20 protein-coding genes are annotated in these 16027 nt (G+C 61.3%); 9 read left to right on the forward strand and 11 right to left on the reverse strand.

What is annotated here, in order from left to right:
• The first annotated feature begins 5 nt into the window (after nt 1-5).
• On the forward strand, nt 6-128 hold the full coding sequence (locus IVB28_RS29395) for a hypothetical protein (protein ID WP_256466982.1): 123 nt from the start codon (nt 6-8) through the stop codon (nt 126-128).
• Between the two features lie 73 nt (nt 129-201).
• On the opposite strand, the gene IVB28_RS08880 is transcribed toward IVB28_RS29395, so the two are convergent.
• Nucleotides 202-537 (reverse strand): nuclear transport factor 2 family protein, encoded by a 336-nt coding sequence (locus IVB28_RS08880; protein ID WP_247525694.1) that lies wholly within the window; start codon nt 535-537, stop codon nt 202-204.
• A 117-nt stretch (nt 538-654) separates the two neighbouring features.
• On the opposite strand from IVB28_RS08880, the gene IVB28_RS08885 reads away from it, so the two are divergent.
• Nucleotides 655-4197 (forward strand): LuxR C-terminal-related transcriptional regulator, encoded by a 3543-nt coding sequence (locus tag IVB28_RS08885; RefSeq protein ID WP_247525695.1) that lies wholly within the window; start codon nt 655-657, stop codon nt 4195-4197.
• Nucleotides 4198-4336: 139 nt separating this feature from the next.
• Nucleotides 4337-4621: a hypothetical protein gene (locus IVB28_RS08890; RefSeq protein WP_247525696.1), complete on the forward strand. Its 285-nt coding sequence runs from the start codon at nt 4337-4339 to the stop codon at nt 4619-4621.
• Nucleotides 4622-4626: 5 nt separating this feature from the next.
• Here IVB28_RS08890 and IVB28_RS08895 read toward each other — a convergent pair whose 3' ends face one another.
• From IVB28_RS08895 to IVB28_RS08910, 4 genes are all read right to left on the reverse strand, one after another.
• Nucleotides 4627-5913 (reverse strand): divalent metal cation transporter, encoded by a 1287-nt coding sequence (locus IVB28_RS08895; protein ID WP_247525697.1) that lies wholly within the window; start codon nt 5911-5913, stop codon nt 4627-4629.
• A gap of 229 nt (nt 5914-6142) precedes the next feature.
• The gene (locus tag IVB28_RS08900) at nt 6143-6328 is read right to left on the reverse strand and encodes a hypothetical protein (RefSeq protein ID WP_247525698.1); all 186 of its coding nucleotides are present in this window, start codon (nt 6326-6328) and stop codon (nt 6143-6145) included.
• 219 nt (nt 6329-6547) lie between these two features.
• Entirely contained in the window at nt 6548-7174 is a 627-nt protein-coding gene (locus tag IVB28_RS08905) for a hypothetical protein (protein ID WP_247525699.1), read from the reverse strand.
• 12 nt (nt 7175-7186) lie between these two features.
• The gene (locus IVB28_RS08910; protein ID WP_247525700.1) at nt 7187-7507 is read right to left on the reverse strand and encodes a hypothetical protein; all 321 of its coding nucleotides are present in this window, start codon (nt 7505-7507) and stop codon (nt 7187-7189) included.
• A gap of 379 nt (nt 7508-7886) precedes the next feature.
• Here IVB28_RS08910 and IVB28_RS08915 point away from each other — a divergent pair, with 379 nt between their 5' ends.
• The 3 genes from IVB28_RS08915 to IVB28_RS08925 all read left to right on the forward strand — a co-directional run bounded on the left by IVB28_RS08915 (nt 7887) and on the right by IVB28_RS08925 (nt 8980).
• On the forward strand, nt 7887-8015 hold the full coding sequence (locus tag IVB28_RS08915; protein WP_247525701.1) for a hypothetical protein: 129 nt from the start codon (nt 7887-7889) through the stop codon (nt 8013-8015).
• Between the two features lie 314 nt (nt 8016-8329).
• Nucleotides 8330-8578 carry a hypothetical protein gene (locus tag IVB28_RS08920; protein ID WP_212090665.1) on the forward strand — a complete coding sequence of 83 codons (249 nt, stop codon included), beginning with the start codon at nt 8330-8332 and terminating at the stop codon, nt 8576-8578.
• 132 nt (nt 8579-8710) lie between these two features.
• A complete protein-coding gene (locus IVB28_RS08925) occupies nt 8711-8980 on the forward strand; it encodes a hypothetical protein (protein ID WP_247525702.1) in 270 nt (89 codons plus the stop codon).
• Here the strand turns inward: IVB28_RS08925 and IVB28_RS08930 are convergent.
• Nucleotides 8974-9204 carry a hypothetical protein gene (locus IVB28_RS08930; protein WP_247525703.1) on the reverse strand — a complete coding sequence of 77 codons (231 nt, stop codon included), beginning with the start codon at nt 9202-9204 and terminating at the stop codon, nt 8974-8976. The two genes, IVB28_RS08925 and IVB28_RS08930, sit on opposite strands and share 7 nt — an antisense overlap.
• Nucleotides 9201-9401: a hypothetical protein gene (locus IVB28_RS08935; RefSeq protein WP_247525704.1), complete on the reverse strand. Its 201-nt coding sequence runs from the start codon at nt 9399-9401 to the stop codon at nt 9201-9203. Before IVB28_RS08935 ends, IVB28_RS08930 begins: the two co-directional genes overlap by 4 nt.
• A 787-nt stretch (nt 9402-10188) precedes the next feature.
• On the opposite strand from IVB28_RS08935, the gene IVB28_RS08940 reads away from it, so the two are divergent.
• Entirely contained in the window at nt 10189-11001 is an 813-nt protein-coding gene (locus IVB28_RS08940) for a hypothetical protein (RefSeq protein ID WP_247525705.1), read from the forward strand.
• A gap of 380 nt (nt 11002-11381) precedes the next feature.
• Here IVB28_RS08940 and IVB28_RS08945 read toward each other — a convergent pair whose 3' ends face one another.
• The 4 genes from IVB28_RS08945 to ligD form a co-directional block, all read right to left on the reverse strand.
• The gene (locus IVB28_RS08945) at nt 11382-12050 is read right to left on the reverse strand and encodes an SOS response-associated peptidase (protein ID WP_247525706.1); all 669 of its coding nucleotides are present in this window, start codon (nt 12048-12050) and stop codon (nt 11382-11384) included.
• 13 nt (nt 12051-12063) lie between these two features.
• Nucleotides 12064-12477 (reverse strand): hypothetical protein, encoded by a 414-nt coding sequence (locus tag IVB28_RS08950; RefSeq protein WP_247528492.1) that lies wholly within the window; start codon nt 12475-12477, stop codon nt 12064-12066.
• A gap of 336 nt (nt 12478-12813) precedes the next feature.
• Entirely contained in the window at nt 12814-13038 is a 225-nt protein-coding gene (locus tag IVB28_RS08955; protein WP_247525707.1) for a hypothetical protein, read from the reverse strand.
• Nucleotides 13038-13961, reverse strand: a complete 924-nt coding sequence (gene ligD, locus IVB28_RS08960; protein ID WP_247528493.1) for a non-homologous end-joining DNA ligase — start codon at nt 13959-13961, stop codon at nt 13038-13040. The genes IVB28_RS08955 and ligD overlap by 1 nt, the downstream gene beginning before the upstream one ends.
• Before the next feature lie 135 nt (nt 13962-14096).
• Here ligD and IVB28_RS08965 point away from each other — a divergent pair, with 135 nt between their 5' ends.
• A complete protein-coding gene (locus IVB28_RS08965) occupies nt 14097-14282 on the forward strand; it encodes a DUF3606 domain-containing protein (RefSeq protein ID WP_247525708.1) in 186 nt (61 codons plus the stop codon).
• Between the two features lie 256 nt (nt 14283-14538).
• Nucleotides 14539-14982 carry a hypothetical protein gene (locus tag IVB28_RS08970; protein WP_247525709.1) on the forward strand — a complete coding sequence of 148 codons (444 nt, stop codon included), beginning with the start codon at nt 14539-14541 and terminating at the stop codon, nt 14980-14982.
• Nucleotides 14983-16027: the final 1045 nt, after the last annotated feature.

Genomic DNA, 16027 nt, shown 5'->3' on the forward strand with positions numbered 1-16027 from the left:
CGGGCATGAGACTGCTCGTCGCCCGGGTAGCCAGCGCAAGCACAAGGCCGGGGTGGACGCTGCTCGCGATTTCGTTTCTCATCTCGGCCGTCGTCGTGATCGTCCTGCGCATCGTGTTCGGGAGTTAGTCGCGGACACACCACGAAGCCCGGGTTCACGTGCCGGCCTTGCGCCGCAGTACAGGGTCAATCACGCCGGCGCCTAGTGCACGGGACTGCAGTCCAGCAGTTTGATCCTCCCGGCGGCGTCAAACGCCAGGACCGAGCTCATAACCCCCGTACTGGTGGCGTAAGAGATCACGGTTCCACGGTCCGAAGGATTGAGATCGTCCAACGTGCCCGCCGGATATTTTTGGAGGCGGTCGATCCAATAGGCGCGAAGTGCCTGGCGGCCGGTGATGGTCTGGACGCCGCAGCAGCCGCAGTGCACCACGGCATCGTCGGCATGGAGTTCCAGGATCGCTTCGATGTCGCCGGCGCGGTAGGCATCAAGCCAGTCAACCGCGACCGCCATCGGGTCAAAGGAGATATTTGTCACTTGCAGCCATCCAAACAGATTTAGGTTGGGGAACCAAACCGACGATTCTATTTTATTACCCCACCCGGCCACGGCCATATGCCGAAGGACATAGAGGACCGGGCCGAGGCAAAGTCGATGTTGGACGCGTCCGCCAGGCACGGGATACTCAAACCCATCCGGCTTGTGCTCGTTGATCGGCAACCGATCGTCCTGCAGGGACTGAAGTCGATACTCGGGACGCAGCAGGACTTCGATGTTGTCGCATCGTCCAGCGATGGGGCAAGCTGCCTCGAGGCCATTCGGAATTTGGCGCCCGACGTCGCGCTTATTGCCGATACCCTGCCGGACCTGACGCTACGCGACATCCTTGCGATCGCGAAAGCCGAAAAGCTTTCCACGCGGCTGGTGTTTTTTACCGAATCCGACCCCAACAACGATCTGACCGCAGCGATTGCTGCCGGCGCCTGCAGCGCGATTTCGAAATATGCTGCTCCCTGGACCATGCTGCAATCACTGCGGCTGATGGCGAAGAGCGGTGTGTCTCTGGAGCAGTCCGATCTTTCGCCAACTGGCAAGGAAGCTGATGGCGGCGGCAAGATCGAAAAATTGCTGGAGCTGTTGACGCCCCGGGAACATCAGATCGTTCGCCTGGTCTCGGAAGGAATGTCGAACAAGGAGATCGCGCGTCGGCTCGACGTTTCCCAAGGGACGGTCAAAGTCCACCTGCATAATATCTTTCAGAAGCTCGAGATCACCAATAGGACGGTGCTCGCGACGATCTCATTGCTGCAACGCACCTCTGGCTTCAGCGCGCTCGCTCTGGGCCTTCTGGCGTTCGCAATTGCGGACGAACTCAAGGCGTCGGAAGCCGACGACATGTTGGCGCATGACGATGGCTCCGGTCAGACGGACGAGCACGCCGGATATGAGGTCTGCAAAAAAGCCGTGCTCCAGCATCTCATCGTGTCGAAATCCGGCGGGACGTCTTCTTTCGCGGAGAGGGACTTGCTTGCCAAAGCCAGCCAAGCCGCGACCCCGGCCGCGGCCATTGAAGCGTTGCGCGCGGCGGAGCAATTCCTGGGTTCGAAGCTCTGGAAAGATGGCGGTCCGGTCGGATCGGGCACGCCAGGCTTGCCTGCGCTCTTGCTGCGAGGAAGCAACGACGCTCTGACTGGAGGTGACCCTGCCCGGGAAGACCACCTTCCGCGGCTTGCTCCCAATCCGATGCCGATTCAGGGAGGCTATGCCACCTTTGCCGCTGTCGCCGGGGCATTGATCTACGAACTGAGCGAGGCTCAGCACGCCGCGCAGGCGCATGGGCCGGATCAGGCTTCGATCGACAGCGTCCTGGCTGGCATCGGAGACAAGGTCACTGCAAAACTGGCTGCGGTCAGCGATGTCGAGGTCAATCATGCAGACAACGCAGCGCCAAAATTCCTTTCACACGATTTCGGTCCGCATTCCGACTTTGTGACCCCTGCAAATAGTGTCACGCAACAAGGCGTTCCTGGCAACGCGGCCCTGGACGGCGCGGGTCACAATCTCCAAACATCTGTTGACGTACTGGACGCGAGTCACGATCCCAGTGCGGGCGGACATGGCCGCGACCAGCTGCTGGGGGCCAATTTTGCAAACGCTCCCGATCGCTCTGCGGCCGATTCCAAGCCTGCCCCTTCGGATGCCGTCGTGGATGTCGCATCCGGTCCGGGGCGGCTCAATCTTGCGGCGTTCGGAGCGCTGGCCTCGCTGCATCTGACGGCGGCGGCCAAATCCATCCCGCCACATACGCTGGCCTGGATCTACGATCCCGAAAGCAATCAAACGATCGTCTATGTAAATCCGACCGATCACATCCTTGATGTCGGGGATCGCAGCCTGGTCGAAGTCCATCTGCAGGGAATTGTATCCGTTGCGGAGTCGGATTTCGTTCATCAGCCAGGAGGTACTGCTGTCGCGGTCACCTTGGAGCAGCTCGAACAGATGCTGATGGCGGCCGCAATCGATGAGACCGCTCTGAGTCCGAACAGCAGCCACGCGAATGAGGACTCGCTCGAAGCGGCCGACGTTTGGAGCCCGTGGGCCGACGACGGCTTGAGCTTCCAATTCGCACACCTTCGAACTGGCTCCGGGACATCCGCAAAGTCCGGCGCCTACAGCAGCGATTCGGCGGACGCAACGGAAGAGAGTGCCAGTGTGTCCGGTGGGTCGGCTTACGGATCATCAATCGCGCCCGGTCATGGCGCGGCGCCTCCGTCCGTGGAAAACCCCTCCGCGAAGAATGAGCCGGCTAATTCGAACACCGGGGCTCCGCCGGCGAAGCAGAGCGAGATCGTTCAACCCGGCATCGACACCGTGGATGGTGCCGGCCGCGCTAACTCTGAGCACGATCCAGAGCCGGGGTCGGCAAAGGCAGAGATGGCCCAGGAGGAATCCAAGCCCGGCAACAGCGTCGGTCATGGCAATGAGCACCATTCGCAGGCCGAAGACGGTTCGCCAGGCGCAGCGAAGATCGCAGAACCAGACCTCTCGCTCGGCAATTCGGGCCATTCAGCTTCTGCAAAGGGCGCGCAAGCAGCGGACGCGGCCGAGCCGAGCGTCGTAACCGCCGATAAGACCAGCCACGGCCCCGCACAGCAGGGTGTGGAGCCCGGGTCTGCAACGGCGGCCGCAGAGATGGCCGCCGCCAAATCCAAACCCGGCAACGGTGTCGGGAATGACCATGAGCACCATTCCCAAGCTTCGGACACTCCGCCGGAGGCAGCGAAGACAGTAGAACCCAGCGGCGTGGAGCACGGCAATCCGGGCCATTCAACTTCCGCCAAAGGAACGGAAGAAGGCGAGAGCGCCGCAGCTCCCGGTCACGCGGAGCACGGCCACTCACAGCACGGTGCGGAGCCCGGGTCTGCAACGGCGGCCGTAGAGATGGCCGACGCCAAATCCAAACCCGGCCACGGTGTCGGGAATGACCACGAGCACCATTCCCAAGCTCCGGACACTCCGGGGGCAGCGAAGACAGCAGAAGCCAGCGGCGTGGAGCACGGCAATTCGGGCCATTCAACTTCCGGCAAAGGAACGGAAGCAGGCGAGAGCGCCGCAACTCCGGGTCACGCGGAGCACGGCCACTCACAGCACGTGGCGGAGCCGGGGTCGGCAAAGGCGGCGGCCGTCGAGATGACCGAGGTGGAGCCTAGATCCGGCAACGTCGGTCACGGCAATACGCACGATTCCCAGGCTTTGGACGGCTCGCCAGACGCAGCGAATACGGCCGAGCCCGGCGGCGGCACAGACCGCCAGTCGAGCCGTTCAATTTCGGCAGAAGGGGCGGACCCGGGCCAGAGCGCCGCAGCTCACGGCAACACGGACCACGGCAAGTCGCTGCAGGCTGCGCATTCCGGTGCAACCCCATCCGAAGCCGCGCAGCCGGCGAAAGCCGCGTCCGAGGCTGGCGCCGATCAGCAATCAGTGTTCCGCTTCGATGGCGAAGTCGCTCCATCCACGCTCGTCATCGCCGTCGAGCCCAAGGAGCATCATATGCCGCACGCCGCGCTCGGTCAGGCAGACGACCTCAGGATGATCGCCGCGATGGTCCCTCCTGTCCTGGGCGAACATGCGGCGCAGCACGGCAATCATGGTCAGCATCCCGGCGCTTTGCACGGGTCTCATGACTTGCTGATTTGAAGCTTCCCTCGTCTAGAAATGGGCAACCGCGCGACAGCCAGGCCCACGGTCATCATGACGCTGGAACCAGGCTGGCGCGCCTGGAACCGGGAGGGACGCTTCTGAATTATCCTGTGATAAGAAAATAGCGGATCCTGTGATGACAAGTGGTCGCCTTGCCAATTCGATCTCTACCGCGCTCCGCCATCCCGGCGTAATCGCGCTCATCGTGGCCGGTATGACGATTGCAGCAATGCTGATCGTCGACCACGGCCCCTGGAATCGCGCCAAGACCCAGCCGGCCCATGTTGCGATGTATGCAACCACGGGCGAAGCGGCACGAGCCGCCGGCGCCTCGGTGCTCCCGACCAGTCCGAAGTCGCCGGTCGAGCCGGCGCGGCCGGGGCCCAAGACGTCGCCGACCGTCAATCCCGTGACGCCGTAGCTTCTTCAGCCCATCATCGACGAGCCGAGCAGAGCGAGGACAGCCAGCGCCATCAGCGCAGTGCCGACCCAGCCCAGCGCGATCAGCCATGACCGGGCCCTGAAGCGGCCCATGATCGCGCGGCTCGAGACAATCAGCATCATCATCGCCATGATGGGGACTGCGACGATGCCGTTGAGCACCGCGCTCCAGACCAGCATGTGGATGGAGTCAATTCCGGTGAAGCCGAGGCCGAAGCCGATGAGGGTCGCCGCGGCGATGATGGTGTAGAAGCCGACCGCCTCGTCGGGCTTGGCCTCCAGCGTGGCGCGCCACCCGAAGATCTCCGCAACGCCGTAAGCGGCCGAGCCTGCCAGCACCGGGATCGCAAGCAGGCCCGTGCCGATGATACCGGTCGCGAACAGCGCGAAGGTGAAGTCCCCGGCGAGCGGCCGCAGCGCTTCGGCCGCCTCGGTCGCCGAGTTGATCCTTGTGATGCCGTTGGCATGCAGCACCGACGCGGTGGTTAGAATGATGAAGAAGGCGATGCCGTTGGAGAGCAGCATGCCGGAGAGCGTGTCGATCTTGATGCGGTCGAGCTCATGCGTGCCGCCGCGCTTGAGTTCGCGCAGCGGCTTGTCGCGCTTGCCCTGGTTCATCTCCTCGACCTCCTGCGAAGCCTGCCAGAAGAACAGATACGGGCTGATCGTGGTGCCGAGCACGGCCACGACCATCATCAGATAATCGGCGTTGACGTTGGCCTTGGGCCACACCGCGGCGAGCAGCGCCGCGCTCCACGGGATCTTGACGGTGAAGGCAGTTGCGACATAGGCGAACAGCGCCAAGGTGAGGAATTTCAGCACCGGCGAATAGCGGCGATAGGGCAGGAATACCTGCAGCAGGGTCGAGCCCGCCGCGAAGATCAGCGCGTGCTCGTGATTGAGCCCGCCGATGACGAGCGAGAGCGCCTCGGCCATCGCGGCAATGTCGGCGGCGATGTTGAACGTGTTCGCGGCAACGAGCATGGCAACGAGGCCAAGCACCGCCCAGCGCGGCGCGACCTTCATGACGTTTGCGGCAAGCCCCTTGCCGGTGACGCGGCCGATCTGCGCGCTGACGAGCTGGATGGCGATCATGAACGGCGTGGTCAGGAACACCGTCCATAGCAGCCCGTAGCCGAATTGCGCGCCGGCCTGCGAATAGGTGGCGATGCCCGACGGATCGTCGTCGGCAGCTCCGGTGACCAGGCCCGGCCCAAGCCGCTGCAACAGCGTCGGCGCGGATTTCGTCGGGGTGAGGGCGCTGTCGCTCATGAAGGTGACCTCGGTCGGCGGCGATGTTCTTAGCAAATGCTAAAGCGGGAACATAAGTTCCCTGCCGCGTGGGAGGGTTGGCAATTTCTGAAAATGCTAATTCAACTTGACCGCCGGGCAAAACACCTGTAGATTGCCATCATCGCAAGAGTTGTCTCTCCAGGCTCCGGTCCGCTAGATTTGTTCGCCTGCGGGCGAATACTCACCGAAGGCTCGCGCGCCGCCTCGCTTATTTGACGCTGACGAACATGCCCCAGGCGGCGGCCAGCGCCGCACCAGAAAAGACGATCAGCGGGTTGTCGCAGAACGGGCCGCCATAGCGGCACATGGTAACGCCGAACGAGCCGATCTCGTGATGGCTCGCGGAATAGAACAGTCCCGACAGCACCAGCAATGCGGCGGCGACGTAGTACATGGCGACCTCTCTCCGAAGCTCTCCCGATTGCGTCCGCAAGGAGAGCAGGCAACATGCTTCAGCATGGCGTAAAGAGATTTCATTCCGCCGAATCCGATGCGGCGGGTTTGGTTAAATTTGATTCCAAATGCCTGTTTTTCCCGACGCGGCAAGGTGGTTCGCCCTCATGAAAAAAGGCCCCGCACCGCGGGGCCTTGTCTGGTCGGGATCGACGCAGGCCTATCGCCGCGTACCCGCGCCGTAAAGCTCGCGCTCGCGGCCGATGTCCTCCGGAGACAGCGGCGGGCTCGCCGCGTCGAAGTCGCTCCAGCCGGTCTTCTGCCAGGCCGCGCTGCGCTCCTGCAAGTTCACGGCTCTCTCGTGAAGCAGCGCATCGAGCCGTGCGCGGTCCTGGTCCGGCACCCGCGCGGTCACCAGCGTGCCGCCGCGGCGAACGCCCTCGGCATAGCGCGATGCATCCTCCTTGGAGACGCCGGCCTCCGTCAGGGCGCCGACGATGCCGCCCGTTGCCGCACCGGCGGCTGCGCCGGCTGCGGTTGCGGCCAGCCATCCTGCGGCCACAACCGGCCCGAGGCCGGGAATGGCGAGCAGGCCGAGGCCGGCGAGAAGGCCTGCGGCGCCGCCGAGGCCCGCGCCGATGCCGGCACCGGTGCCGGCGCCTTCGGCACGATCGTCGACGCCGTCACGGTCACGGTCGATCTTGCCGCGCGAGGAGCCGTACCAATTGTCTGAATTGTTGGCGACGATGCTGATGTCGGAGTGTGCCACGCCGGCTCCTTCGAGCCGGGTCACGGCGCGCTCGGCGTCGGCGTAATTGTCGTAGAGGCGAGAGATGGTGGTCGTCATGTCAGGGATTCCTTACTTGGCGGGGTTCACGTTGCCCTGGAAGTCCAGGCTGACGTCGGACTTGGTGCCGGCCTTGTCGGCCTTGCCGCGCCAGACGCCCTGGTCATCCTTCTGCAGTCCGGAGACGTTGGAGTATCCGGCGTCCTCGATCCGCGATTTCGCCTGGCCCTCGGTGAAGCTGTTGCGTCCGGCGACCGGCTTGTTCGCGTTGTTCTGGTCAGAGCTGTTGACGGCGTTGTTGCCCGGCCCGCTTTGCGCAGGCTGCGACTGGGCGCCCGCGGGCACCGAAGCCAGCAGCAACAAGGTTGCGGCCAGCAGAGTTGAACGTGTCATGTTGTCGTCTCCTGCAAGTGATTGTGCCGGCGACAACAAGCCAGAGTCGAAATAGTTGCCTATGTTAAAGCTGCGAGTGCCGGAGCACGGTCAAGCTGCGATCGTGCTTTGCGAAAAATGAGGTTGTGAGGAACGATTGCCAGAATATCCCGTTTGCTCGCCTCGCCTCGTCCTCGCATTCGGGCGCGACCTAGGTTCGTGCTGGTCGTGCCCGCAGAAGGTCAGCTGGGCCCGCCGATCAACGCCGGTTGCGGAGGAACGTCACCCCTGGCGGCCGCTTGTTCTCACTTGAACGGCAGTCGAGGCAGCTCCAACCATGCAATCACGCTATCCATTGTTGAAGAGGTGGACAGCGGACGAGCATGAGCGGTTGAAGGCCATGGCTGAAGCCGGCCGGCGGCCCGACGAGATTGCACGCGAACTCAACCGGAGCGAAGCGGCCGTGAGGGTGCGTGCCTGGCAGCACGGCATCGCGCTGCGCACCGTCACTGCGAAGCGCAGCAGATAAGCCGCGCCAGCCCGCAACGCCCGAGTTCGTCTTCATGCCGCCGCATGCCGCAATGGATCACCCTGCTTGCCGCGTTCCCGCCACCGGCGAGCGGGCATTTGCAGGCCAGGAAACACGCCTGAAACAGTGCTGAAACCCGATTGTCCTGAACTCCGCGAGCCCGGGCCCCGACCAACGGAGCGAAGAGGAGATCATCATGATCCAGATCGGCTCGAAGGAAGAAGTCGCGTTTCTGCTGGCGCTGTTCGGCACCCACACTCAGCCTGTGAAGTGGCCGAAGCCGAAACCGCAGCAAAGGTGAGAGGCTTGAAGCCATGCCCGGTTTGGCCGAATGCCAGAGCCTGTTGCGGCTCCTGATCGCCCGGGGCGATCCCAAGGCGATCCCGCTCGCCAAGGGCGCCATCGACCAGTTCCTGAACACGGCGCCACTCAGTGCCCGCGGGCGCGGCCTGCGCGTGCTCCAGCGCGACGCACTGGACCAGCATGATGTGGCGGTCGGCGTGCAGCGCTCGTTTGCAGAGACCGTCGACGCCTATATCGAGCGCAAGCTCGCGGAAGAGTAGGCCGGCGCATTCCGGCAGGCGGATCGCGGCAAGGTGTCGCGCGTTCCCGGAACCCGTTGGAACGCAACAGAATTTTTCGCTCCTGGGGAAACCTTTGTCCGCCCCGCGCCTAATAGGGCAAAGGATGCGGACATGCCCCGATATTACTTCGACCTTCGCGACGAACAGGGAATTGCGCTGGACGAGGAGGGACTGGAACTGTCCAGCCCGCGCGCGGTTCGGGCCGAGGCCGCCAAATCGGTTGCCGACATGGCGCGCGACGCCGTCCTGTCCGCGCCGCTCACGGGCAACCGGCAGAAGATGGCGATCGACGTTCGCGACGCCGACGGGCCCGTCATGCAGGTGAAGTTCTGCTTCGAGATCGACAGTCTTTCGTCGCGATTGCACTCACGCGATCATTGACGCGTCAGTGTCGGTCGGGATCGCGCGGATGGCAGCGGCGGCCGAGACTCCTCCGAGTCCAGCACGGCGATCTTGCGGGCGAGCTGCCACACCTCCACCTTGCCCTGCCGCGTGAACTGCTGCGCGAAGGTGAGGGCGGACTCGTCGGACGGGGCCTCGAACGCTTCGGCGGAGCGGAAGACGCCGTTCTCGCCGACGAGGTAAGCGCGATATTGCTGCCTCATGTCGGTGCCCTCAGTCCGGGCGAGCGCAGCCAGGCCTCGATCTGCATGGCGGTCTCGTCCTGCCGCGCCCGGCGCAGCAGCATCTCGCGGCGCCGTCCCGGTTCGAGCCGGCGCGCTTCCTCGCGACAGCGTATCGCTTCGTCGGCGAGCCTTTCGTTGAGTGTCGTGGTCTGTTTGAAACGACGCCGCTTCAACATGGCGTGCTCCCTCGTTGGATGAGGCGGAAGCGCATCGGCGTTCTCGTCATCGACCGATACCAAGAGCCTTGGTTGCTGCATGAAGGCTACGGCTGCCGTGAGCGGGGAGTCTCTATCTTTTGATAGTACAGCGAATTTATTTTCGAAAGCGGGGATGAGCGTGTTGAGTGACTTACTCAGTCGGGTGCGACGCGATCATTAAGTTCACTTTTGAACAGAAGCGAGCTCTGCTGGTTTGCGGGACGTCAGCCGCCGAGCTTTCGTGCGTGGCACCGGCCGAGAAAGCGCGCGCTCTCCCTGCAGAGCAACGGATGAACTCTCCGCCGAACGCGAGGCCGATATCTCGATGAGCCTCAACGCCAGACAAGACATCAATTGACATTGTTCTCTGTTTGTTCTAGGTAAACTAATTCAACCTGTGCGGGAAATGCGCTTCGACTTTGCCCCATCATTCTCGCGGGTCAGATGATGAATAGCTCGCTGCTGTCTGTGGTCTTGTTGGACCATCCGGTAACGCCGGACATGTCTGCGGTCGCCAGGGTCCTTCATGCCCGGCATCCGGAGTCGGCCACGGCGGTGGACGACGGGCGTGCGCCGCAGGCTCAGGCAAACTCCCCGCTCATTCGCTGCGGCAAAGACCTGGTTGCCCTCAAGTCAATGCCGGGGCCCGTCCCGGCCGATCAGGGACTGTGGGCGCGCGCGGGAATATTATACTTTAGGTACCCAGTAGCCCGGTGCTACCATTAGTAGCGCCGGGTTGCGTCTCGGCCCGATGCGGAGGGGACCGGTGAAGCGAATTCGAATTCCGTGGATGCTCGAGGTTCTGAACGCGATTGAGCAGCTTGACCTTATTACTGAAGGGAAGCCACTCAAGGAGTCGTGGTTTTTCCTCTATCAGGCCAAAAACCAAATCGAGGCTGTTTTCGGTCAAAGTCCATATTCGAGGCACTTGCGCGTATCGCGCGATCTTGCTGGCGAACTTCACACAGAGATAACGAGCATTCTCGGGGATGGAACCAAGAACGATAGGGCGCTCGATGACTTCGAGGTTTGGTCGCTGAAATTTAAGCGCGACGCATTCAAGCCCGTGTTTACCTCAGAGGTGAGCACTCTCCCTTCATTCCTTGTTGTGGAGAAGGAGGGGTATGACATCAATCTTCTGATCGAAGATGGAGTGAAGCTGTTTCCGGCGACGATAGCAGCACGGGCGCCAGAGGCCGTGCGAGACGCAATGGAAGTAGGCAAGGCCATCGCATTTGAACTTCCAACAGCAGCGGGCTTTCACATTTTCCGCGTCGTAGAAGCGGTAGTGAAACGCTACTGGGATCACGTCTCGGCAGGCAAGGATCGGCCAAAGCTCGAAACTCTCGGTACCTACGCTGTAGCGTTGGAGGACAACAAGTTTGGGGATGCAAAAGTTTGGGAGTCCTTGAAGCAACTTGGGAAGCTACATCGCAATCCGCTGATCCATCCGGAAGTTATTTTGGATGTAGGTGAGGAAATTGAAATTCTTGGCATATCCCGCAGCCTTGTCGGAGCAATGCTCAAGGTAATGCCGGATGTCCCGACAACTACGACGACGGCTTTGCCGACGACTTAGCAACCCGCTTGAACGCTTTTTCGAAAGTCTTCCCCGCTTTCATCAAACGCCAAGCTCCCGAGCGGCTTCTATGAACCGCTCGGATTGCTCTTTGTCGCTCAGCTTAGGCGTTGCCTTTTTCCGCTTTGGGGGATCGGCGGCTTTTGCCATATGGAGATCCTTGGCTAATTAGTCGTTCGATAGGTCAGCCGCCTTCCAGCCGCTCCCTTCAATGTGGTGAAGGACGGCGATACGATCTGGGCAAGTGCGAGCGAGCGCATCCAGCTTCGTTATCCGAACTCCGATGTTTTTGGAGGGCTGCCGGTGTTTTGCTGTACCGACGAGTTCGTGCAAATGGGCGGCATCGGCACACTGAGCCACGGTCGGGAAGCAATAATCCGTCATGCCGACGTGGCTAGATCTTCCTTAGCAGCTCCGCGAGCCACGATTTCCAATTGCTCGTCCGGCAATGGTCGCTGCAGCGCCTTCGCTTCGTCCCAAGGCGCCCGCATCCACACGTCCCATTCTTCGGCAGTCGTTAGAAGCACGGGCATAGCCTTGGGATGAATCGGCTCCACGACCGCATTTGGCGTCGTCGTGAGAAAACCATAGACCCGATGCGGCCCCGGAAGGGGCTTCGACTTCGTTCCGCGATCACCGTTGAATGTCGTCCAGATTCCGGCGAACGCAAACAGCGGTCGCGTCTCCGCAAACGCAAACCACACGATGTCTTTCTTCTTCGTCTCCGGGTTCGGCTCCGGTGCGTATTCGGCAAAGCTGTTGACCGGCACGAGGCAGCGGTGCTCGGGCTTGAGCCAGCCGCGCCAGTGCGGCGAGGAGGTGTTGCGAATGTTCGTCACGGGCGGACCGCCGGTGCGCGGCGGCGGCGGCATGCCCCAACGCATCATCACCAGCTCGCGCTCACCCCCGCCGGCCTCGCGAATGACCGGTGCGGGGAAATCCGGAAACACGCCGGGCATGGGCGGCAAATTGCCTTCGAAGCGGCGGACGACGCGAAAGAGTTCGGCAATGGCGGCTTGATTGGTCGTTATCGAATAGAGATTGCACATGGGGAAGGAAATCCTAGCGCTCGCCGGGCCACCAATATGAAGCCGGATGTTCAGCGGAAATCTTGGTCGGTCTCAGCGCGACCAGCTGGCCGCGTTTATATGCGTAACCACGCATTTGCGAACAGTCTTTGCAACGCATGTAGCGTTCTAATTCATGTACGGGCGTCGTCTTGGCGCGCCGAATGATGTCCAGTGCCACGGTTTGATTGGTGTCGCATCCAAGGCATCGAACCTCGAGGTACAAGAAGCCGGCGTTGATGGCATCGCCGATCGTCGGCGACGGCTGGGCGGGGCCTCTGTAGCCGAGCATCCGCTGGTTCCAGGCAACGCAGGCAAGCTTGTCGGCCTCCTTGCGCGCTTCCTTCGCGCGCTCGGCCGACATCTTGATCTGAGTGCCAAAGAGATATTGACGCGACTTCGTGGACATCCGGTCATCAAAGGCATGAGCCAACTGCGTTGGCAAATTGTCGATTCCTAGTGGAGGGGCAGGGCGGAGAACCACTGCCCGTCGTGGCTGTGGAAAATCGAGGCCGTCAGATAGTTACCAACTGTCGGCCGGTTCCTTTGCAATCAACGCAAGCGCAATCGGGTCCGACAATCTCTGGTGCGAACTTGCCCCAGTTACCGTCGCCGCCGCATTCGAGACATTGGATTTCTCCGGCGCCGCACCCGATGTCGGCAACGTCTATCTCGACCTCGGTGTTACAATTATTGGCGCAGTAAACCACCATCGCTGAAGTGGCGGTCGCCGACCAGGTTGTCGTCATCTTCGATATGCCTTTGCAGAGACACTCTCCGGATACAGCTCCAGAGTTTGGACTCGAAGCCACTCAATTGCCTGGGCGAAATTGTCGACCGTTTCAGAGGCAGCGAAGCCGTGCAGCTCATCGCCAATCTTGACCTGAAATCCGGCATCCCAAAATGCGGCGATCGCAAAGTTTACTTCGCTATCATAGAGATCCTGAAGTGTGCGAGCGGTGCTATCCATCACAGGTCCTCCCTCAGCCCCTTGAAAAATGGGTGCCGCACCTTGCCCTCCGCCGACTTGGTGCGATACTCGATCTCCGCGAGTAGCTTCGGCTCAACCCAAACGCCTTTGCGCGAAATCCGCTTCGCGTAGGGTTGCGTCTTACGCCGCAGCGGCTCCAGGCGCTTCCGCAGTTCGGCCGCTGATGCGTTGTCGAACCCGTTGTCGACCTTGCCGGCGTAGACCAGATCATTATCCTTGCGGCGGCCGAGATACACGCCGTCCCATTTGCCTTCGTCGAGTGCGAAGCCTGCGATGGTCAGGGTCTCCCGCTGCGCGCAAGTCTTCTTGACCCACTTGATGTTAGAGCCGCTGGTGTAGCTGCTGTCACGAACCTTGGAGACGACGCCCTCAAGTCCGACCTTGCAAGCATGGGTGAACATCTTGCGACCGTCGATCTCGAAGCTTTCGCTGAACTGCACGTCGGTGCCGGAAATGATCTTCTTCAGCTCGGCCTTGCGCTCAAGCAGCGGCACGCTGCGAATGTCGCGACCGTTGAGATAGAGCAGATCGAACGCCACCAGCACGATCTTGGACGAGTTGCCCCTCAGTTCGTTTTGCAGCACCGAGAAGTCGGTCGTGCCGTTAGCGGCCGGGACGACAACTTCGCCATCGATGATCGCCGAGCCCGCCTTGATGTGCCATGCGTCCTCGGCGACCTTCTTGAAGCGCCTGGTCCAGTCGCGGCCGCGCCGGGTGTAGATGGTAGCGGCGTCATCGGCCAAGTGCACTTGAACGCGATAGCCGTCGAACTTGATCTCGTGAATCCACCGCTCTCCGGACGGCACCCTCTCGACTGAGGATGCCAAGGCCGGTTTGATAAAGCCGGGTAAAGGCGCCTTGACGCCGATCGCCGGGGACTTCCGCTGACGCTGGGACGCCACCAAACAACTCCACGCAACAAACTCATTTGATTCGAATCTTTGTGCGGGGATTCGTTCCGGTCGCACCAGCTCGCGCGATCACCCAAAGGAACCAACTGAATCCTCAAGCGTTTTCGCAGCGCATGGAGGTGCAATATGGCTAAGGCGAAGAAGCAGACCGCTCGCGGTCGCAAGCAGGACCGCGCACGCGTGGCGGGCGGACAGAACTACGAAGTCGGCTACGAGGCAAAGAAGACGGGCCGCTCGGCCTCTTCCGTAAAGAAGGCGGTCAAGAAGGTGGGCAGCAGCCGAAAGAAGGTCGAGCGCAAGCTGAGCCGCTGAGGCCGCTTTTGAGCAAGCGCTCAGACTGGCATTTAATCCCGAACACAATGATCTCGAACGGCAAGGGGCAATCGCGAGGTAGCCGCTTTTCTGATGCGTTGTGCGCCTGCCTGCTCGAGTTTGACACGTCGGGCAAAACACTGGCAGAATAGCATCATCGAGACGAGTTTGTTTTGCACCCGCGCCGGAGATTTCCGCCGCGGGTTTTTTGCGTCCCGATCCAGACCAATCGGATTGTTTGAAAAAGGATTTCCAAATGACTGAACCGGCCAAGAACAGCCTTCTGTCCGAGAACGCTATCGCGAGGATACGCGCTCGCCAAGCTCTGAAGCAGCGGACGTTGACCGAAATCAAATCCCTGGCGCGGACGCATACGAATCTGGCCATGAAAACTCTCGTGCAGATCATGCGCGACAAGGATGCTCCTGCCCATGCCCGCGTGCTGGCCGCCAACGCCATTCTCGATCGGGGATGGGGCAAGCCATTGCAGCCGATTGTGAGTGAAGACGACAAGCCGATACAATTTGTTCATCGCATCGAGCGGGTCATTGTGCATCCCAGCGACAATGTGAGCATGGAAGCGTCAATCGAGGAGAGGGTGCAGCGGATGCCGATCAGTGTTCTTGGCAGCCTCGGCGCGGTGGGCGATAGCGATGCTTGCCACGAAGAGCTTTGGTTGCGTTCGCAGGAGCAGGCATGAGCGGAATACTGCTGAAGCCGTTTCAAGCTGAGCCGGTGGTGGACTCGGCACCGGAGTAGAGTTCTCGGTAGCCAACAAGCGTCACGTTGGTTGTTGACATGAGGGTTGACTATCAAAACGAGTGGCAGCATTTCGCGGTGTCGCTGAATGTCGGCTCGCAGGGCAATCCGGAAGTTTGCAGCCGGGCTAATTCGGCGGCTTGCGACCCCCAAGAGGACCTTGGGGGCCGCTTAGCGGTCATGATCAGTTCTGAGGTTGTCTAGTCGTTCTCATGGCTGGTGTGGTACTGGCCTGCTCCCGACCTCGGTGGCCTAGTTTAATTTTGGGAGTGGCCTGATTTGAAAACAAACATATGAAATAGCAACTTAGCTGGGGTCGCGGCATTTTTGTCGCATGTCTGATTCCGTACTCACCCGCGCCGAACTTGCTATTGAGGAAGCCCGCCAGCTCAGAGAGCAGAGGGAACTCCTCGCGCGTGTTTCCGAGAACGCCCGCATGGCTTGTCGACTAGCCGTTTGGGAAAGCGCCACGACGCGCGCGGAACTCAGAGCTTATCGGAGCGACAAAGAGGAGTAAGGCCGTCCAAGTTGACGGACTGAGTTTTCCACTCGTTTGATTTTGTGAGTGGCCTAGATTCGTTCTGAGCACTAGAGTTCTCCCGCACTGCACGGTGGGGGCTATGGCGGGATACCGCGTTTACCGAGTTGACGACTCCGGCCACATCCAAGGGATGCCGGAAATTATCGAGTGCGACGATGACGACGCCGCACTGGTTGAGGCGCAACGCTTTGTCGATGGCTGCGGCGTTGAGCTATGGGACGGCGCTCGTAAGGTGGCCTCTTTCCCCCCGGACAAGACGCGTGGCCATCCGTAAGTTACCCCGCCCGCCTGACAACAAGCGCGAGGATGATTTGCTCCAGATGGTCCAAGATGACATCGAGGAACAGCGCGAGCTCCAACGGAGACTTCGCCGTAAGATGAATTAAGGCCGCCTCAGTTGGCGGTCTTCCACTGTCAGCTGTTGGCCATTCGGCGATCTCAAGTT

The sequence above is a fragment of the Bradyrhizobium sp. 199 genome (assembly GCF_023073355.1).
In the GTDB taxonomy this organism is placed as follows: Bacteria; Pseudomonadota; Alphaproteobacteria; order Rhizobiales; family Xanthobacteraceae; genus Bradyrhizobium.